This is a genomic window from Bacillus sp. EB600 (assembly GCF_024494385.1).
GTDB lineage: Bacteria > Bacillota > Bacilli > Bacillales > Cytobacillaceae > JAEVLT01.
Map to the genome: position 1 here is coordinate 224,493 of NZ_JAEVLT010000005.1, position 18,989 is coordinate 243,481.

Annotated in this window: 19 protein-coding genes and 1 rRNA gene; 17 read left to right on the plus strand and 3 right to left on the minus strand. The window is 38.5% G+C overall.

Translation table 11 applies throughout. The annotated features are described in order from the left end of the window. Positions 1 to 644: 644 nt before the first annotated feature. Positions 645 to 2,825, plus strand: coding sequence for a malate synthase G (locus JN080_RS08315; RefSeq protein ID WP_256235472.1), 2,181 nt, complete (start codon positions 645 to 647; stop codon positions 2,823 to 2,825). Positions 2,826 to 2,878: 53 nt separating this feature from the next. Here the strand turns inward: JN080_RS08315 and JN080_RS08320 are convergent, their stop codons facing one another. Next, a complete protein-coding gene (locus tag JN080_RS08320) occupies positions 2,879 to 3,166 on the minus strand; it encodes a hypothetical protein (protein WP_256235473.1) in 288 nt (95 codons plus the stop codon). Continuing rightward, a complete protein-coding gene (locus tag JN080_RS08325) occupies positions 3,154 to 3,411 on the minus strand; it encodes a CGCGG family putative rSAM-modified RiPP protein (RefSeq protein WP_256235474.1) in 258 nt (85 codons plus the stop codon). The genes JN080_RS08320 and JN080_RS08325 overlap by 13 nt, the downstream gene beginning before the upstream one ends. A gap of 233 nt (positions 3,412 to 3,644) precedes the next feature. Between JN080_RS08325 and hutU the strand changes: the two genes are divergently transcribed. The 5 genes from hutU (at position 3,645) to JN080_RS08350 (ending at position 9,720) form a co-directional block, all read left to right on the plus strand. Continuing rightward, positions 3,645 to 5,318: a urocanate hydratase gene (gene hutU, locus JN080_RS08330; RefSeq protein ID WP_256235475.1), complete on the plus strand. Its 1,674-nt coding sequence runs from the start codon at positions 3,645 to 3,647 to the stop codon at positions 5,316 to 5,318. Between the two features lie 13 nt (positions 5,319 to 5,331). Continuing rightward, a complete protein-coding gene (hutI, locus tag JN080_RS08335; RefSeq protein ID WP_256235476.1) occupies positions 5,332 to 6,624 on the plus strand; it encodes an imidazolonepropionase in 1,293 nt (430 codons plus the stop codon). Beyond that, a complete protein-coding gene (locus JN080_RS08340; RefSeq protein WP_256235477.1) occupies positions 6,602 to 7,600 on the plus strand; it encodes an agmatinase family protein in 999 nt (332 codons plus the stop codon). Before hutI ends, JN080_RS08340 begins: the two co-directional genes overlap by 23 nt. A gap of 169 nt (positions 7,601 to 7,769) precedes the next feature. Next, on the plus strand, positions 7,770 to 8,228 hold the full coding sequence (locus JN080_RS08345) for an SRPBCC family protein (RefSeq protein WP_256235478.1): 459 nt from the start codon (positions 7,770 to 7,772) through the stop codon (positions 8,226 to 8,228). Positions 8,229 to 8,349: 121 nt separating this feature from the next. Then, positions 8,350 to 9,720 carry an MATE family efflux transporter gene (locus JN080_RS08350; RefSeq protein ID WP_256235479.1) on the plus strand — a complete coding sequence of 457 codons (1,371 nt, stop codon included), beginning with the start codon at positions 8,350 to 8,352 and terminating at the stop codon, positions 9,718 to 9,720. A gap of 89 nt (positions 9,721 to 9,809) precedes the next feature. Here JN080_RS08350 and JN080_RS08355 read toward each other — a convergent pair whose 3' ends face one another. After that, complete coding sequence (locus tag JN080_RS08355) at positions 9,810 to 10,226, minus strand: NUDIX hydrolase (RefSeq protein ID WP_256235480.1); 417 nt, start codon at positions 10,224 to 10,226, stop codon at positions 9,810 to 9,812. Between the two features lie 188 nt (positions 10,227 to 10,414). Between JN080_RS08355 and JN080_RS08360 the strand changes: the two genes are divergently transcribed. The 11 genes from JN080_RS08360 to JN080_RS08410 all read left to right on the plus strand — a co-directional run. Then, complete coding sequence (locus tag JN080_RS08360) at positions 10,415 to 11,746, plus strand: MDR family MFS transporter (protein WP_256235481.1); 1,332 nt, start codon at positions 10,415 to 10,417, stop codon at positions 11,744 to 11,746. Positions 11,747 to 11,969: 223 nt separating this feature from the next. Continuing rightward, positions 11,970 to 12,299, plus strand: a complete 330-nt coding sequence (locus JN080_RS08365) for a hypothetical protein (RefSeq protein ID WP_256235482.1) — start codon at positions 11,970 to 11,972, stop codon at positions 12,297 to 12,299. Positions 12,300 to 12,661: 362 nt separating this feature from the next. Beyond that, on the plus strand, positions 12,662 to 13,195 hold the full coding sequence (locus tag JN080_RS08370; protein ID WP_375141613.1) for a LemA family protein: 534 nt from the start codon (positions 12,662 to 12,664) through the stop codon (positions 13,193 to 13,195). A gap of 2 nt (positions 13,196 to 13,197) precedes the next feature. Beyond that, complete coding sequence (locus tag JN080_RS08375) at positions 13,198 to 13,944, plus strand: TPM domain-containing protein (protein WP_256235484.1); 747 nt, start codon at positions 13,198 to 13,200, stop codon at positions 13,942 to 13,944. A gap of 224 nt (positions 13,945 to 14,168) precedes the next feature. Then, positions 14,169 to 14,543, plus strand: coding sequence for a VOC family protein (locus JN080_RS08380; protein WP_256235485.1), 375 nt, complete (start codon positions 14,169 to 14,171; stop codon positions 14,541 to 14,543). Between the two features lie 128 nt (positions 14,544 to 14,671). Beyond that, positions 14,672 to 15,112: a universal stress protein gene (locus JN080_RS08385; RefSeq protein WP_256235486.1), complete on the plus strand. Its 441-nt coding sequence runs from the start codon at positions 14,672 to 14,674 to the stop codon at positions 15,110 to 15,112. Positions 15,113 to 15,476: 364 nt separating this feature from the next. Beyond that, entirely contained in the window at positions 15,477 to 15,671 is a 195-nt protein-coding gene (locus tag JN080_RS08390) for a hypothetical protein (protein ID WP_256235487.1), read from the plus strand. Beyond that, positions 15,671 to 15,868 carry a YwbE family protein gene (locus JN080_RS08395; protein WP_256235488.1) on the plus strand — a complete coding sequence of 66 codons (198 nt, stop codon included), beginning with the start codon at positions 15,671 to 15,673 and terminating at the stop codon, positions 15,866 to 15,868. Before JN080_RS08390 ends, JN080_RS08395 begins: the two co-directional genes overlap by 1 nt. A 628-nt stretch (positions 15,869 to 16,496) precedes the next feature. After that, entirely contained in the window at positions 16,497 to 16,913 is a 417-nt protein-coding gene (locus JN080_RS08400) for a MaoC family dehydratase (protein WP_256235489.1), read from the plus strand. 18 nt (positions 16,914 to 16,931) lie between these two features. Next, positions 16,932 to 18,227, plus strand: a complete 1,296-nt coding sequence (locus JN080_RS08405) for an acetyl-CoA hydrolase/transferase family protein (protein WP_375141609.1) — start codon at positions 16,932 to 16,934, stop codon at positions 18,225 to 18,227. A gap of 542 nt (positions 18,228 to 18,769) precedes the next feature. Continuing rightward, positions 18,770 to 18,989: ribosomal RNA gene (locus JN080_RS08410) — 16S ribosomal RNA — on the plus strand; the annotation flags it as partial.

An 18,989-nucleotide genomic window follows, 5' to 3' on the forward strand; every position in this document is an offset into this window, starting at 1 on the left:
GCCAGTCGTATGAAAACTAGCTGAGCTGATATTGAGTTCTAATTAGGATTAAATACAATAACATCACATCATAAAACAATTTATGGACAAATTGTTACATTTGTACAGAAGGAAAGAAAATGGAACCAATTAAGATCATACTTTTCTAGACATTATTTCAGGAGAAATGCTTGGGACAAAAATTGTTGTGAAAGGAATGAAAAGAAGATGATCACTCATTTTGAGTTTTCATTACGGATGATCATCCACATGCAAGGCAAGCAATAAATGAAAGTTTAGAAAAAAGAAAACGGGTTATATTTGTTATCCTTCATTTCGGTTGATAATTGTTTTTTATAAATATTTTTGTTAATTTTTACAAAAGAACTAGAAATTGAGATAAAATCGTTTTACAATAGATTGTAAGTTTTATATTCTTTTGTAAGACCCGCAGAAAAGTGAATAAAACGAATGTTCATATTTTCTTGGTCCAATAAAAAGTTTAAAACTGTATCAAGAAAAGTCTGATTAGTGAAAATAATACCGCTTTTATAGTAAAAGGACTCTGGTATTATTTTTTTGGAACATTTCGTAAACAGCGTTGTGCAATAAGCAACAGAATTTTGATGGAAATCTTACGAAATAATTTGAAGGAGGAAATGTAAATGACGAACTATACTAAAGTAGGTAATTTACAAGTGGCACATCAACTTTATGAGTTCATTAACTCCGAAGCTCTACCTGGGAGCAACGTGGATCAAAAGCAATTCTGGGCAGGTTTAGAAGCTATTATCAAGGATTTAGCCCCTAAGAATAGAGCACTGCTTGCACAACGCGATGATTTTCAAAACAAAATTAATACATGGCATCGGGAAAATAAAGAATTTGATTTTCATAAATATAAAGCTTTTCTTGAAGAAATTGGCTATTTAGAACCAGAAACTGAAGATTTTAAGATTACAACAGAAAATGTTGATGACGAGATCGCCCTTCAGGCTGGTCCCCAATTAGTTGTTCCGGTTAATAATGATCGGTATGCCTTAAATGCCGCAAATGCCCGTTGGGGAAGTTTATATGACGCTTTGTACGGATCAGATGTAATTAGTGAAGAAAATGGGGCACATCGTGAGGGAGGATACAACCCAATTCGAGGCGAAAAGGTTATCGCTTTTGCAAAAAATTTCTTGGACCAGGCTGTTCCTTTACAAGAAGGATCTCATAAAGATTCCGTGCAATATAGGATTGCCGATAGAAAACTCCTTGTTACCCTTAGCAGTGGAGAAGAGGTCGGATTGGCTCAACCAGAAAAGTTTGCGGGATATCAAGGAGACTCCCAGTTTCCTTCAACTGTCCTAATTAAAAATAATGGAATCCATTTTGAAATTCAAATAGACCGCACCCATCCGATTGGAAAAACAGATGATGCAGGGGTAAAAGACATACTACTTGAAGCAGCCTTAACAACGATTATCGACTGTGAAGATTCTGTTGCTGCTGTAGATGCGGAAGATAAGGTACTTGTTTATCGAAACTGGCTCGGGTTGAATAAGGGTGACCTAACAGCAACCTTCGCTAAAGGGAATAAAACTATAACACGGACTATGAATCCTGATCGGATCTATCTTTCTCCAAATGGAGAAGAATTTCCCCTTCCCGGCCGTTCGTTAATGTTTATCAGAAATGTTGGCCATTTGATGACAAACAGTGCCGTTATCGATCAGGATGGTGAAGAAGTGTATGAAGGAATCCTTGATGCTGTATTTACAAGCTTGATTGCAAAGCATTCATTGCTTAAAACCGGAAAATTTCAAAATGGCTCCAAAGGGTCTATTTATATCGTTAAACCGAAAATGCACGGTCCGAAGGAGGCTGCTTTTGCAAATGAACTATTTGATCGGACAGAGGATCTTCTTCGCTTAAAACGCAATACAATTAAAATTGGGGTAATGGACGAAGAGCGCCGCACATCCTTGAATCTTAAAGCATGTATAAAAGCAGTGAAAGATCGGATTGTCTTTATTAATACTGGTTTCCTTGATCGGACCGGAGATGAAATGCATACCTCGATGGAAGCTGGCCCGATGATTCGCAAAAATGAGATGAAAAATACTACCTGGCTGCAAAGCTATGAAAAATCAAATGTATATAGAGGTCTAGAAACAGGCTTCCAGGGCCGTGCCCAAATTGGAAAAGGAATGTGGGCAATGACAGACCTAATGGCTGCCATGCTCGAGCAAAAAATTGGTCATCCAAAAGCTGGCGCGAATACAGCTTGGGTCCCTTCACCAACGGGGGCAACCATTCATGCTCTGCATTATCACCAGGTAAATGTACCAGAGGTACAAAACGGTCTTTATAAAGATATTACAGATTTACGTGATGAAATTTTACAAATTCCAATTGAGGAAAATCCCAATTGGAGCCCAAAAGAAATTCAAGCAGAGCTTGATAACAACTCACAGGGGATCCTTGGATATGTTGTCCGCTGGGTAGAGCAAGGTGTTGGTTGTTCGAAGGTTCCAGATATCAACAATATTGGTCTGATGGAGGACCGGGCGACACTGAGGATTTCCAGCCAGCACATTGCAAACTGGCTCCATCACGGCATTTGTACAAATGAACAAGTTATGGAAACAATGAAACGAATGGCAATAGTGGTTGATAAACAAAATGAAGGAGACGCTAATTATCGTCCAATGGCAGCTGATTATGATAATTCCATTGCTTTTCAAGCAGCTTGCGATCTTGTGTTCAAAGGTTATGATCAACCAAATGGCTATACCGAACCAATCCTGCACCGCCGTCGAATCGAAGCAAAAGCAAAATTTGCTATTAAACAAATATAACATCAAAAAACCTAGCTAAGTATTTTGCTGAGCTAGGTTTTTTGATTTGATCTTCATGATGGAATATAAATATCCAAGCGCTCAGAACCATTTGTTAAAACATAGTAATTCGGAAATTGATTGTCAACGTACTTATCAGAATAATTCTTAATGGAAATGGTGCAGCAGCTTCCATCAATTTTGGTAAATAAAAGTTCGTCACTTTCCCTTAAAACTTTAATCGAGTAAAAGTGAAAGCCGTCCCGCTGAAATAAAACGTCTTGATCCTCATAGTAATTTAGAACAACTTGCCGGTCTTTATAGCTTTCAAAAATGGTTATATCTGTTATTATTTTTTCCATACTCGTAGCACATACCCTCCACAACCACATTGATCAATAAACTTTGTTTTAATTTTATCGCTGAAAATTAAATCTAATGCTTCTGTTAAATAATCATCAGGATTTCCTAATGTTCCTGGTGTTACAACGTTTACATAACATCCACTAGAAGTCTGTTCGATAGCATCAATGGCATCTTTTACAAGTAAATCAATGTCATTTTCATATTCTTCATGTTCGAGCGAAACGGACCAACTTTTCACCATAATGTCACCTCTATGTCTATTTTAAAATGGTCGAAGTATCGGGGTGGTGATGTGTATCACATACTGCAATAAAAAGTTGATTTTCTTATTCGGATCTCTTGGCACATAAATAAATTCAGCAAACAAGAGAAAGCCCTATGACTTTTATATGGTTATTTTTTATAGCTCTAGTTAAATTTTTTAGGATAGTTAAATCATATAATGGTTGTAAACAGCAAAAGAGGTGAGGACGATTGGATGCAAATAAACCAAATCCGAGAGTGATAACAAATTATACGGGTACTCAATTACATGCAAAGGGGTGGATACAAGAGGCAGCACTACGCATGCTGATGAATAATCTCAATCAGGAAGTAGCTGAAAAACCAGAAGAATTAATTGTCTATGGCGGGATTGGAAAGGCCGCTCGCAATTGGGAGTCATATGATGCAATTGTTAAAACACTTCTTCAATTGGAAAACGATGAAACACTTTTGATTCAATCAGGGAAACCTGTTGCCGTCTTTAAATCACACTCGAATGCTCCTCGAGTCTTACTTGCTAATTCAAATTTAGTCCCGGCATGGGCCAATTGGGAACATTTCCATGAGTTAGATCAAAAGGGGCTAATGATGTACGGCCAAATGACCGCAGGAAGCTGGATTTATATTGGCAGCCAGGGAATTGTTCAAGGCACATATGAAACATTTGCCGAGATTGCTCGTCAGAAATTCAATGGCACATTAAAGCATACGATCACATTAACTGCCGGTCTTGGTGGAATGGGCGGAGCTCAACCGTTGGCCATTACGATGAACGAAGGCGTGTGTTTAGCCATTGAAGTTGATGAACGCAGAATTGACCGCCGAATTGAAACAAAGTACTTACATGTTAAAACAAATAACATGGAAGAGGCACTTAAACTGGCTCTGGAAGCAAAGACAGAAGGAAAAGCGTTATCGATTGGGCTAGTAGGAAATGCTGCTGAAATGCTGCCGGTTTTGCTTCAACAAGGGTTTATTCCTGATGTTTTGACAGATCAAACTTCAGCACACGATCCCCTCAATGGCTATATTCCGAGCGGATTTTCGTTACGTGAAGCAGAAAAGTTAAGAAAACAGGCACCAGCAAAGTACGTAAGCCTTTCAAAAGAGAGTATTGCAGTGCATGTGGATGCAATGCTGAAAATGCAACAAAAAGGAGCCGTCACCTTTGACTATGGCAATAATATTCGTCAGGTCGCAAAGGATCAAGGTGTCGAAAAAGCATTTGCATTCCCTGGATTTGTACCTGCATTTATCCGCCCTTTATTTTGTGAGGGGAAAGGTCCATTCCGCTGGGCGGCATTATCAGGAAACCCTGAGGATATTAGAAAAATTGACCTAGCTATCCTCCGCGAATTTAAAGATGATGAACGCCTTTGTAAATGGATTACAATGGCAGGAGAAACAATCAGCTTTCAAGGTCTTCCTGCCCGGATTTGCTGGCTAGGTTATGGAGATCGAGCGCGTTTAGGAAAAATGATCAACGATATGGTAGCGTCTGGTGAAATATCGGCCCCGATTGTGATTGGCCGCGACCACCTTGATGCCGGCTCGGTAGCGAGTCCAAATCGTGAAACAGAAGCTATGAAGGATGGTAGTGATGCGGTTGCTGATTGGCCGATTTTAAATGCGCTCATCAATGCAGTGGGCGGTGCAAGCTGGATATCGTTTCACCATGGTGGAGGTGTAGGGATGGGCTATTCCCTTCACGCAGGAATGGTCATTGTCGCAGATGGTTCTAAGGAAGCTGAGGTGCGGCTGCAAAGGGTGTTAACGACTGATCCTGGTATGGGAGTTGTTCGGCATGCAGATGCAGGCTATGAATTAGCAATTAAATCAGCCAAGAAAAATGGAATACACATGCCAATGCTGAAAAAAGAATAAAGAGGGTGGACAAATGAAGAGACCCATTTTTATCAGGAATGCCTCCCAGCTTATCACATTAAAAGAGAGTTCGGCTGGTCCGCTTATTAAGAATGCAATGTCCGAGCTGAGTATCATCGAGAGTGGAAGTATCTGGATTGAAAACGGAAGAATTAAAGCGGTTGGAAAGGATGAAGACCTTTCTAAACAGTATACTGAACGTTTAGAAGAAGCACTTATCATAAATGCCAATAGGAAACTCGTTACACCCGGCTTAGTAGACCCGCACACGCATCTTGTTTTTGCAGGCAGCAGAGAAAAGGAATTTAACATGCGGCTGCAAGGTGCAACGTATATGGAAATCATGAAAATGGGCGGAGGAATTCATGCTACGGCAAGACAAACACGAGCGGCTTCACCAGAAGAGCTTTATCAGGAAAGCTATGAGCGCTTAAATCAATTTCTCCTCCACGGTGTTACAACAGTTGAGGCGAAAAGCGGGTATGGGATGGAATGGGAAACGGAACGAAAACAGCTTGAAGTAGCAAAGTCTTTAAATGAACATCATGCCATTGATGTCGTCTCTACCTTTATGGGGGCACATGCTGTCCCAAAAAAGTATAATAAGAACCCCGATGACTTTGTTGAACTCGTGATAAAAGAAATGATACCAAAGGTTGCTGAACTCAAATTGGCTGAATTTAATGATGTTTTCTGTGAAAAAGGTGTATTTACACTGAAACAGGCAAAGCGAATCCTTGATGCTGGAAAGTGTTATGGATTAAGGCCCAAAATTCACGCGGATGAAATAGAGCCATATGGAGGTGCAGAGCTTGCAGCTGACGTTAATGCCATTTCAGCAGATCATTTATTAAAATCCTCTGAAAAAGGAGTCAATCTCATGGCTGAAAGAGGAGTGGTTGGAGTACTGCTTCCAGGGACAGCTTACTTTTTAATGGCCAAGTTTGCAAATGTAAGAAAGATGATTGAAAGCGGGGTACCGGTCGCATTGTCAACCGATTGCAATCCAGGCTCTTCACCGACTGTTTCATTGCCATTCATGATGAATTTAGGCTGCTTAAAAATGGGGATGACCCCTGCTGAAGTGATCACAGCCTCCACCATTAATGCAGCCCATGCAATCAACCGAGGAAAAGAGATTGGCAGCATCGAGGTAGGAAAAAAAGCGGATATCACGATCTTCAATGTGCCGAATTATATGAAACTTCAATATTCTTATGGGATCAACCATACGGATACAGTAATTAAAAATGGCCAGGTTGTTGTAATGGGAGGTTGTTTAGTTGAAAAGCTTCCTCTATCCTAATATTCATCCCCCTAGCTTTACTTGGATAAACGCAGAAAAAACGCAAATTGAAAAGGTTCATGAATGGATTAAGCCAATTACGAATAAAAGTAACCCGGTGGAGTGTAAAACCGCTGAGATTATTGTCCTAGGCGTTCCACTATCACGTTCTTCCATAAGTGTGTCTGGTGCATCAGAATTTCCAGAAGCATTCAGACGATCGTGGCGAAGTTTCACAACCTACAATCTAGAGGATGATATTGATTTATCTTCTATGGAGATACTTGATGCAGGTGATGTTCCTATGCATGTCACAGATATTAGGAAGTGCCATCAGAATATCATCCAGGCTTCAACTGCGCTTTATAATCATTTTCCAGCTTCTACTATATGTGCAATTGGCGGAGATCATTCGATTACCGCTATGATGGTCAAAGGGATGCATCGAGCTTATCCGGTGAAAAAAATTGGAATTCTTCAATTTGATACTCATTTTGATTTACGAGATTTGTCTGATAACGGGCCTTCGAACGGAACCCCGATGAGGAACCTCATCGAAAGCGGAGATGTAAATGGCACAGATATGTACAATATCGGTCTGCACGGTTTTTTTAATTCGCAAGATTTAAAGAATTATGCAGATGAAAAAGGGGTTCATTATTTTACGCTTCGACAAATGAGAAAAGCAGGCGTGCGAGAAACTGTCCACCAATGTCTGGAGGAACTATCATCAAAAGTAGATGTAATTTATTTAACCGTTGATATGGATGTGTTAGATATAGCATATGCTCCCGGGGTACCTGCTTCAACCCCTGGGGGGATGACAACAGAAGAGCTGCTTGAGGGTGTATTAGAAGCAGGAAAACATCCAAGCGTGATGTCGATGGATATCGTTTGTCTAGATCCTTTAAAGGACGCGCATGCACAACCAACGGTTAAGCTTGGCACACATGTTTTTTTAACCTTTCTCACTGGGGTCATGCTGAGGAAGGTATAATATGAGACAGGTGTGAAAAATGCTATTGCAAATAAAAGACGCCTGTCACAAGAAGGTTAAATCCAGGGGGCAGGCTTGGAGCTTTTTTCATTTTACCGATAAAGTGTATTCGGATCATCTTGTTATTGAAATATAATAAAAACAATACATAAATATGTGGAGGTCTAATATGGGTAAGCTTTTTGTTGAAAAATCTATTAATATCAATGCTTCTGTTGAAGGAGTATGGGAAACAATTACCAAGCAGGAATATACAGATGAATGGGCCATTGAGTTCTCCAGTGGGGGTCCTCAATTTCACATCGAGTCTGTTTGGGAGCTAGGCAGTGCTGTACTATGGAAAGGGGAAGATGGGAAAGTGATTGTTGAAGGAAATGTCACTGCACTTGAGGTTAACAAATTACTCCGGTATACCGTATTTGACGTACGTATGGCAGAAAGGCCAGCAGTAACCGAAGAGGACGGCATTACTTTTCAATTAGTTGAGGAAAATGGAGAAACAAACCTCCATATAAGACAAGGAGACTTTTCAGTTATGACTGATGGAAGGAAATACCAGGAGTTAACCGCAGAAATTTGGGACAAAGTGCTCGCTAAAATAAAACGGCTTTCGGAAACCGAAAAGTAATTAGTCATGATATTTTCAGAAAACAACAAAATTATCATATCTAATAAAAAAAGAAGTATTTTTTTCCTTAAAAGAATATAATATTATTTTGTGATATTTATTTTGCTAAGGAGCACACTGTATGTACCAGACTTTTACATTAAAAGAAAAGATAAAACTCATTTTCATCATGTTACTTCCAATTTTAATTACCCAACTAGGTATGTTTTCAATGGTCTTTTTTAACACCATAATGTCAGGAAAATACAATTCTGTTGATTTAGCAGGAGTTGCAATCGGCTCTTCAATATGGAATCCTGTTTTTACAGGATTAAGTGGAATTTTACTGGCTGTTTCTCCAATTGTTGCTCAACGATTTGGGGAAAAAAAGACCAAAGAAATTTCGTCTGTTTTAGCCCACGGAGTTTACTTAGCAATAGCCATTTCGTTTATTGTAGGAATCCTTGGATATTTCTTATTGAACCCACTTCTAGATAAAATGAATCTATCTTCACCTGTCCAGCAAACAGCTCATGATTATTTGGTAGGCCTGGCTTACGGAATTTTCCCATTATTTCTTTTTAATGTTTTACGCTCGTTTATTTATGGATTAGGAAAAACTCGAGTCGTAATGGTCATCTTACTTATATCTCTGCCAATTAACTTATTTTTAAATTATGTGTTGATATTTGGAAAATGGGGATTCCCTGAGCTAGGTGGTGCAGGTGCTGGATATGCTGCTTCCCTGACAGAATGGTTTTTTGTAGGCTTTACGTTGTATGTAATAAAAAGTTTTAAACCGTATACTGCTTATACATCTTTATCCATATTTAAAGTATTTTCAATGAAACATTTTATCGAGATTTTAAAAATTGGCGTTCCTATGGGGCTTTCGACTTTTTTTGAAACGAGCATGTTTGCCGTTGTAACGATATTAATTGCAAAATATTCAGTTACAACGATTGCTGCTTTTCAAGCAGCATTAAATTTTGTTTCCTTCATTTATATGATTCCATTCAGTATGGGGATAGCCCTGACTGTTTTAGTTGGATTTGAAGTTGGGGCAAAAAGGTATAGCGATGCAAAAATATATAGCTGGCTAGGAGTTTCACTGGCAGTTTTAATTGCTATTGTGTTTGGTGGGTTGGTTGTTTTATTTCGAGATGAAGTTTCTGCCTTCTATTCCAATGAACCCGCTGTGATTCGATTAATAGCTCACTTTTTGATTTATGCACTATTTTTTCATATTTTCGATGCTATCCAAGTGACCGTACAATCGGCATTAAGAGGCTACAAGGATGTGAATATTGCCTTTATTATGACCCTGTTTGCTTATTGGATCATTTGTCTTCCGGCCGGATACCTTTTAGCTAATTTCATGAACCTTGGTGCAACAGGATATTGGTTTGGATTGACGATTGGTCTCCTCGTTACAGGGATCTGTTTATCAATTCGGCTTATATATATACAAAAGAGCAAGTTTACGGCTTTAAACGTAAAAGAAGTAGTATAAGGAAAAACACTTTAATCAATTAATAAAACGTGATGAAGCAGTGGATGTGCCTAAAATCATTGGGAGATCCTTGGTGAATAGTAATTATTTCACTGCCATTCCACCAAGGAGAACACATGATTTTTCTCAAAATCACGGATAATATTTGGAGCCAATAATAATCGCAATTGGTCCTTGGTTACCCAACAATAGTCCATATGTTCTTTTGAAAGAGACACAGTATTGTCGTCACTTCTACATAAGTAGGTAAGAACTACGAATTGCCTGGAAGGATTAGAGGTAAAGGTGGAGGCGTACAAGATTTTCTCAACCTTTACATTTAGTCCAGATTCTTCTTTTATTTCTCGTTTAAGTGCAGATTCTAATTCTTCTCCAAATTCTATTTTTCCACCCACACATTCCCATGTGCCTTTACCTATTTTTTCGCTCTGTGCCCGTTGGACAATTAATACCAGCCCTTTATATAAAACTACTCCTTTGACGACTACTACAATGCTATTTGCCATTACACACACACCAACCTTAAAAAGTTTGCTTTACCATTTTTTGAATATGAACAGATTCATTTATATAATAGAATATGAATCCACTATTAACAAAGATTATAATGACAAATAAAATAAAAAAATGTTAAAAAATTGTGTTGTCATAATAAATGGCTAAATCATGGGTGTTTTAAATTCAGGAGGAAAATATGGAGAAAAATCAATATGTATTTTGGGGTCTTGTTATCACTACCCTTATTTCAGCGCTTGATTCCAATATAATGCAAACAGCAAGTCCAACCATTGCAAATCAACTAGGCGGAATGCATTTATTTGCATGGATCTTTGTTGTCTATATGTTGGCTAGCACGATAACTGTACCACTTTATGGGAAATTATCAGATATGTATGGTAGAAAAAAGCTATTAATGATTGCGGTAGCATTTTTTACATTGGGCTCAATTTTAGCCGGCAGCGCCAATTCTATGGTTATGCTTGTTATTTATAGAGGAGTGCAAGGTCTTGGGGCAGGTGGGATGCTTACGCTATCAATGATTATAGTCGGAGATTTATTTACGATCGAAAAACGTGGGAAAATCCAAGCTGTTTTTAGCAGTATTTGGGCCATATCCTCCATCGTCGGACCCGTCCTGGGATCCTTTTTTGTAGAGACATTAACATGGAGATGGATTTTCTTTATCAATATTCCGATTGGAATTGCAACAGTTCTTTGCTTGGTTCCTTATAAGGAAAAGTTAGAATTCAAAAAGAATTTAATTGACTACAAGGGTTTTGTCATTTTTGGAATTGCAATTGCACTACTACTATTATCAACAAATGTTAGAAATGCGATGTGGTACTTAATCTTTGGAGTAGTTGGATTGATCATATTTGGTCTCGTTGAACGTAAGGTAGAGGAACCTTTCTTGCCTGTTTCATTGTTTAAAAATAAAGGGATCCTAATTGTAAATCTATTTATGCTTCTTTACAGTGGTTCCTTTTTCGGAACGTCTAATTTTATTCCATTGTACTTACAACAGGGAAGTCATATGAGCATATATAAAAGTGGACTTATTCTTTTAAGTATTGCAGTAGGCTGGATGTTTGGAAGTACTCCATCTGGAAGATGGATTATTAATTTTGGATTTAAAAATCTGTTTATCATAGGAAGCTTTATAACCACTCTATCCGGTTTGCTGTTATATTTGTTCATTGATGATTTATCATACATTGGGTTATTTTCCATTTTACTTGTCCAAGGATTTTCATTTGGTTTGCTGTTTGCAATTGGAACAATCGCTTCTCAGGAACTTGCAGAGCCTGATATCAAAGGAATATCTACATCACTGCAAATGTTCTTAAGAAACATCGGTACTTCCATTGGTGTTACAGTAATGGGCTTATTAATTAATCATGCTGCTTCCCTAGTAATTGGCATAAAAAACGTTTTTCTTTTTGCTCTATTTTTGAGCATTATTACAATTATATTTAGTTTTTTAATCCCTTCAAAGGAAACAGTTTTAAAAGAAATAACCGAATGAAAGAATCAGTGACTATGCTAAAAAGAAAAAAACCAGGCTGCTCAGACGGCTTTGTCTTTTTAGTTGACTCTGTGGATGAATAACTTTCCATTTGAATAAAATAAAAAAGGACGAAGTCTATGGGGTGTACTACAATGCAATGCTCAGCAAATAACTTATTTTAAACCGATGCCAAAGACAAATAAATTAGGAGAAAAACATTCATTAACAGAGGGAGGAAAAAATGCCACGTCGAAATGATTCAGCAAACGATGAGAACATTGAAAAAGAAACGAAAATTGATCATTTACTTAATAAAAAAAATGGTGATGAAGATGAAAAAGCTCATCTTAACCAAATGCTTGGTGAGGTTATGAGATATATATCCGATGACCAGATAGTAGAAATTGATATTGAATATTTACTTGATCACACAGAAGGTTTACGAAAATGGTGGGAAGAATATAGGGAAAAAGACCGTAAAAGAGTTGAAGATGAAATAAAAAAATCTCTAAGTGACCTATCCCTAGAAGAGTTAGAAAAAATTCGTGAACAAATCCAGGAAAAAGCTTAGTGGGTGTCGTATGGATGGGCCATCACTCAACTGTTACTAGGCACAAAAAGGACAACCCGGGAGGTTGTCTTTTTTGTTACTCCATCTTACAGAATTTCAAATAAAGACATCAAAATTATTTATCCAGCTTTTACGAAGTCAAGAAGGATACAACCTCATTTCGTGAAATTGGGTTAAAATGGAAAATACCACCTTTTACTTTATGAAAGGAATGAATCCACATCTCATGAAAGTCCAAGAAAAGAAAGTAGTTATAACATTGTTTAATGGAAAGTAATTCCTTTAATGTTATATACTATTGATGAGAAAGGAGTGCGTATATTTTGAAAAAATCACTTTGGGGGATCGGAATTGTTATAGCCATGCTTGTTGTTATTGGTCTAACGTTGATGTCCAGTTATAACAATTTTGTTAGTTTAGAAGAAAATGTGAATCAATCCCATGCGCAAATCGAAAATCAGCTGCAAAGAAGACTGGATTTAATTCCAAACTTAGTTAATACGGTAAAAGGATATGCTTCCCATGAAAAAGAGGTCATTGCCTCGATCTCAGATGCGCGGGCAAGGCTTGCCGGTGCCAAAACTCCTCAACAAGAGGCAACTGCTAACACGGAATTATCCAATGCATTGAGCCGTTTGCTCGTTGTTGTTGAAAATTATCCGAATCTTAAAGCCGACAGGCAGTTTACACAATTAATGGATGAACTGGCTGGAACGGAAAATAGAATTGCCGTAGCCAGAAAAGATTACAACGATCAGGTAGCGATTTATAACAAAAAAGTAAAGAGCTTTCCAGGAGCCATTGTAGCTAGACTTTCTGGATTTGAGCAAAAAGAGTATTTTCAAGCGGATCCGAAAGCCCAGGAAGCGCCAAAGGTTGACTTTGGGGGCAAATGACCATGAAACCAAAAAGAGTCTTCAGCTTTCTTTTGGTGCTTTTCACCTTTTTTCTGTGTGCAGCAAATGTACTTGCTGAGAATGTCCCAATTCCAACTCCTTCTGGCGACATTTATGTTCAGGATTTTGCTCATATCTTAAATGAAGCGGAAAAAACAGAACTCATCAATTTAGGCAGAAGCATTGAAGATCAAACCACTGCCCAAGTAGCTGTGTTAACGGTCCCGACAATAGGGAACAAAACGATAGACCAATTTGCAAATGAAGCGTTTCGGCAGTATGGAATCGGAAACAAGAAAGAAAACAACGGTGTCCTGCTCGTTTTAGCAATGAAAGAACGCAAAGTAAGGATTGAAGTAGGATATGGGCTCGAAGGTAGAATTCCAGATGGAAAAGCGGGCCGGATTCTTGATGAATCTGCTACTCCCTATTTAAAAAAACAGCAGCCGAATCGAGCTGTAGTTGAAACCTATAAAGCACTAACAAAAGAAGTCTTAGCCGAATATGGTAAGGGAGACGTTGGAAAGAAAACTACCCAAGATAAAGGTGTAGGAATTCCCACATGGCTAATTTTCCTTGGTATTGCTGTTTTAGTGGTGGTTGATTTTATATTTTTTGGAGGCACTTTAACACGTCTTCTTCTCTTCATGTTCTTCCGAGGAGGCGGAGGAGGAGGTGGCGGCAGTGGCGGTTCCCGTGGTGGCGGTGGTGGGTCATCAGGAGGAGGCGGTGCCGGACGAGGGTGGTAGATGTGTTCTTAGGGACAATTTGTGCATTTGGTCGGATCATAGTAAAGGATCAGTCGATTATAACGGTAAAGTTATGGTGGAATGAACCCTTTTTCTCCATTCCTTCTAGGGACAGAGTTTTGTTTTCACTTGTAAAATGGGGAAACATAATGGAGGAAAATACCAATTTTCATCTTGTTTTGAATTCGTGATACTATTTATTTTGTTTAAGAAAGGAACTTATGATGAGAAAAACTACTATCGCTCCATGGCTTTCGGTGAGAAATGTAGAGAAAGTTTTAGTTTTTTATATGGCTGCTTTCGGTGCGGATGAGGTTTATCGTCTTGAAGACGAAACTGGAAAGCCAGTTGTCGTTCATCTAACGATAAAAGAGGCAGACTTTTGGATTCAAGAAGACCTTGACTCTACCTTCGAGTCAGCAATTCAAGGATCCGTCCGGATGATTCTCACGGTTGAAAACCCAGACTTGGTATTCCAACAAGCTCTCTCAGCAGGTGCAGCTGAAGTTTCTGCTGTAAGCGAGGAACACGGCTGGAGAATAGGACATCTCATCGATCCGTTTGGATTCCACTGGGAAATCGGAAAACCGCTTAATTAATTTAGTAACAATGAAATGTCATAAAAAGCCAAACGTTAACCAAATATTAACAATCAAATAACCACCATCCAAATTTACAACATATAATTAAAGTGAGAACAGAATATTTCACTAGGATGGTGGTTTTTATGTTAACGATCTTCTCAAGAATAGTGATTCCATATGATCATTCTCCATTAAGCAAAAAAGCCTTGGAAACGGTAATCAATCTGGCCAAGCAAGACATAGTAATTGAACTGGATATTATCACTGTTGTTCATGTAACAATGCCTTCTTCCTACTACGTTGCTTTTAATGTCGAGGACGAGGTTGAGGCTCAGATTAAAGAAGCAAAGAAAAACCTCAATGAGGCAGAGAAGTATGTAAAAGATCATCTTCCAAATAGGGTAAGTACATTCGTTTTAGAGGGAACCCCTGCTGAAATGATTGTTGAGTTTGTGAAGCAGAATGATGCGGACCTAGTTGTGATGGGAAGCCGTGGATTAAGTGGACTTAAGGAATTGTTCCTTGGCAGTGTCAGCCATAATGTTGTACAAAAATCACCATGTCCGGTTTTCATTATTAAATGATCATCAAAATTGGAAAACAAGTATTTGAGATAGCAATGGTTAAGAAGAAGGCATTATGAGAATTCTTCGATGGTTTGGTTGCCAGACATCCATTGGCAAACTTGGTAAAGCTGGAGGTTGCTCATACGATTTCCCTCCTTTTTGAAAATGAATTTGTAACGGGAAGTTCTTTAATGGTTGATGGTGGCTAAACAGCTCAATAAATCAAAAAGGGTGACAAAGTCATAACCGATTCCTTTAATGAAGTGCAAAAATGTAGAAAAAACATAATTTCCCTTCAAATATTTGTTTTCGTTGTTCTTTCACAAATAATCGAAAATAGATTATACTGGAATAACGATCATATTAAAAGGAGGGATTTCCTATGACTGAGAATAATCAACCCGAAGAACAAAAAAAGAAAATCAGCCTGCAAGAAGCAATGAAGCAGCAGCTTGAAAACAAAAAGAACCAGATCTCCGCTAGTAAAGGTAAAGCAACTGCCAACCTTTCAACAAAAAAATTGAAAAGCCAGCAAACGAAAAAACCAAGCAATACCCGCAGAAAGATGGGTGTCTAATGAACGGGCAAAACCGGAAAGATGTATTACCTGGTCTTACTGTTGATATTGTTTTAAAAGCTGATCAAAAAACGGGAAAGCTTACGAGAGGTATCGTAAAAGATATTCTCACTAAATCGAGCACCCATCCCCACGGTATCAAAGTCCGGTTAACTGATGGACAGATTGGACGAGTACAGGAAATTCACTCTAAATAAGTTCAGTATACAAGCATTCAAGGACATTTCCTTGAATGCTTTATTCATTTCTTATTCCAGATGGACTTCTTGTTCCAAAATGTGACTGTATAGTGTATAAATTTATCACCGCAAAATGACTGTGTGGAGCGGTTTTTAAAACCCTAAACATTCTAAACTGGATCAATTCTTTCTGTTGACAATGCATTTCTTTTTCCGCTTGGTCCCATGATACCGTTTGCGTTACTTTTTCGTAAAGCCACCTCGATAATCTTAAGCCGTTCTTCCAATTATTTTACCGAATTTGAAATGCCACATTAAAGATAGTAATAGCAAACCAGATATTAACAACTTTATCACCATTATCCAGAAATAATCATGTATAATAGAAGGGAAAACAAGGTTCGGATAGGGTAAATTCAAATTTTGTTCATTGTAGACATTATTTCTATTTATATTCTCATTAAGATCGGTAGTAGTAACATCAATCTATGATTCTAGTGTGTTGTCCGCTGAAATCCTTTTTTAATGATTATGAGGTCTCGTGAGTTTTTTGAAAAGTTTGACTTTTTGTCATTTTGTAAACTCAGAGTTAGGTCGATAAATATTTATAAAGAACTGTAGGAAAAAGAAAGGGAGATGCTTGTTAATGCAAAAAGAATTAATGTATGAGGATATTCAAATAGGGGATATGGCTGTTTTCTCCAAAACCATAACAGATTTTGATATTTATCAATTTGCTGGATTGACTGGTGATTTTAATCCGATGCATATTGATAATGAGTTTGCGAAAAAGACATTTTTTGAGGAAAGAATTGCGCATGGTCTGTTAACAGGAAGTTTTATTTCGACTGTTCTTGGAATGAAGCTTCCTGGGCCGAACTCCATCTATTTGTCCCAAAACTTTAAGTTTACAGCACCGGTCAAAATTGGGGATACGGTTAAGGCAACGGTAGAGGTAGTGGAAAAAAGGGATGATAAGAAAATCATCAAGTTAAAGACACAAGTATTGAATCAGCGTCAGGAAATGGTGGTAGATGGGGAAGCGGTCGTCATGAAGAAATAAGCAGGAAGGGGAAATAGGATGGAGAATTCATTTAAACAATGGTTAAGCATGAAAAAGAAACTGGCGGAAGAGGTATTAACCTTCATAAAAGATGGAGATGATCTGATTCTCCCGCTTGCCAATGGAGAACCGAAGGTATTAATGGACGTCCTTGAGGAAAATGCGGCCCGCTATCAAAATATCAAAATTCATCAAATGCATGCGTTAAGAGAAAGATCGTACATTCAAGGAAAATTGAAGCCTTCGCTTTCATATGTTGCGTATTTTTTAAGTGCTGCATCCAGACAGGCCTTTTTAAAAGGACAGTGTGAACTGGTCCCCAATCATTTTCATGAAGTTTCGCGGATTTTGAGTGAGTCAACGAAAACTTCACTCGTGTTAGCTTGTGCAGCTCCGATCGATGAACATGGGTACTTTTCGTTAGGTACCCAGGCGGATTATGTTGCCTCATTTATTGGTAAAGTTCCTTTTTTTTTAGAAGTCAATCAACAGATGCCGCGCACCTTTGGAGGAAATCAAATTCATATTAGTCAAATCGAGGGGTATATTCATGTTGATTATCCTTTACGTGAGGTACAACCGCCCCCAATCACGGAAACAGACCGGCGTATTGCGTCATTTATTACGGAGCAAATCGGGGACGGAGCGACGATACAATCCGGTATTGGGGCAATACCAAATGCGGTTATCAGTTTGTTAGGGAGCCATAAAAATCTGGGAATACATACAGAATTGCTATCTGACGGAGTGATTGATCTAGTAGAAGCAGGGATTGTAAATGGAATTGAGAAAAAGACATATCCAGGGAAAATAGTCGCCACATTTGCATTGGGAACCAAACGCTTATATGATTTTATCCACGAGAATACAGGTGTAGAATTTCTTCCAGTCAATGTGGTGAACGACCCACGTGAAATTGCAAAAGAGGACCAAATGATTTCGATTAATGCGACGACAGAGGTTGATTTTTTTGGACAATGTGCTTCGGAAACCGTTGGCGGAAAATATTATAGTTCAAGCGGGGGGCAGGCTGACTTTGCCCGGGGGGCACGTTTTGCAAAAAATGGAAAAGGATTTATTTGTTTGCATTCAACCGCAAGAGAAGGGACGATCTCAAGAATTCGTCCTTGCCTGTCGCCTGGATCAGTCGTTACAACCTCCAAAAATGATGTGGATCGCATTGTCACGGAATATGGTGTTGCTGAACTAAGAGGAAAAAGTATTACACAACGAACGAAGGCCTTAATCGACATCGCCCATCCCCAATTTCGCGAAGAGTTAACCTTTGGAGCCAAAAAACTTGGCTTTTGGTAATAACTGGATCAGCCTGAAGGTAAAATGAAGCAGCCTAGAAAAAGAATTGTTTGTACACCAAATCCCCCCGCTTAAACGTAGTAAGCGGGGGGAGATTAATGTTTTAAAAAAAGTGGTTGACGAATAGAATAAAAAATTATAAGATATAAAAGCTGTTCAAGAGAACATTTTGAAAAAGAAAAAAGGTTGAGCTATCATGATAAGATTGGTAAGGAAATTTTTCGATTTATTAAGGTAGTTTAATAGGACTTGTTTTTTTAAAAAGTGTTTTCGTGGAAGTTGACAGTAACGAAATACTGTGGTAAGATAGCTTATGTCGAAAAGATGATTGTTCTTTGAAAACTAAACAAACAAAAACGTCAACAATAAAAAAACATAGTGAAGCAAGTCTTCACTAGCCAACGTAACATTTATGAGCTAACTCATACTCTTTATCCCGTATTAACAGGCAGTAATATCCTTGCGGATAAACTGCCCGTAAATACCTGATTGATTCGACTAACCATCACGGGGAAACAACGCCCCGTGATGGAAGTCTCATCTTATTGGAGAGTTTGATCCTGGCTCAGGACGAACGCTGGCGGCGTGCCTAATACATGCAAGTCGAGCGGATCTATGGAAGCTTGCTTCTAAAGATTAGCGGCGGACGGGTGAGTAACACGTGGGCAACCTGCCTGTAAGACTGGGATAACTTCGGGAAACCGAGGCTAATACCGGATAATCCTTTTTCTCACATGAGGGAAAGCTGAAAGACGGCCTTAA

Bases quoted from the DNA above. Each gene is read 5' to 3' on its own strand.
- JN080_RS08315 (WP_256235472.1), top strand. From the start codon at position 645: ATGACGAACTATACTAAAGTAGGTAATTTACAAGTGGCACATCAACTT.
- JN080_RS08320 (WP_256235473.1), bottom strand. From the start codon at position 3,166: ATGGAAAAAATAATAACAGATATAACCATTTTTGAAAGCTATAAAGAC.
- JN080_RS08325 (WP_256235474.1), bottom strand. From the start codon at position 3,411: ATGGTGAAAAGTTGGTCCGTTTCGCTCGAACATGAAGAATATGAAAAT.
- hutI (WP_256235476.1), top strand. From the start codon at position 5,332: ATGAAGAGACCCATTTTTATCAGGAATGCCTCCCAGCTTATCACATTA.
- JN080_RS08345 (WP_256235478.1), top strand. From the start codon at position 7,770: ATGGGTAAGCTTTTTGTTGAAAAATCTATTAATATCAATGCTTCTGTT.
- JN080_RS08350 (WP_256235479.1), top strand. From the start codon at position 8,350: ATGTACCAGACTTTTACATTAAAAGAAAAGATAAAACTCATTTTCATC.
- JN080_RS08355 (WP_256235480.1), bottom strand. From the start codon at position 10,226: ATGGCAAATAGCATTGTAGTAGTCGTCAAAGGAGTAGTTTTATATAAA.
- JN080_RS08360 (WP_256235481.1), top strand. From the start codon at position 10,415: ATGGAGAAAAATCAATATGTATTTTGGGGTCTTGTTATCACTACCCTT.
- JN080_RS08365 (WP_256235482.1), top strand. From the start codon at position 11,970: ATGCCACGTCGAAATGATTCAGCAAACGATGAGAACATTGAAAAAGAA.
- JN080_RS08370 (WP_375141613.1), top strand. From the start codon at position 12,662: ATGCTTGTTGTTATTGGTCTAACGTTGATGTCCAGTTATAACAATTTT.
- JN080_RS08375 (WP_256235484.1), top strand. From the start codon at position 13,198: ATGAAACCAAAAAGAGTCTTCAGCTTTCTTTTGGTGCTTTTCACCTTT.
- JN080_RS08380 (WP_256235485.1), top strand. From the start codon at position 14,169: ATGAGAAAAACTACTATCGCTCCATGGCTTTCGGTGAGAAATGTAGAG.
- JN080_RS08385 (WP_256235486.1), top strand. From the start codon at position 14,672: ATGTTAACGATCTTCTCAAGAATAGTGATTCCATATGATCATTCTCCA.
- JN080_RS08390 (WP_256235487.1), top strand. From the start codon at position 15,477: ATGACTGAGAATAATCAACCCGAAGAACAAAAAAAGAAAATCAGCCTG.
- JN080_RS08395 (WP_256235488.1), top strand. From the start codon at position 15,671: ATGAACGGGCAAAACCGGAAAGATGTATTACCTGGTCTTACTGTTGAT.
- JN080_RS08400 (WP_256235489.1), top strand. From the start codon at position 16,497: ATGCAAAAAGAATTAATGTATGAGGATATTCAAATAGGGGATATGGCT.
- JN080_RS08405 (WP_375141609.1), top strand. From the start codon at position 16,932: ATGGAGAATTCATTTAAACAATGGTTAAGCATGAAAAAGAAACTGGCG.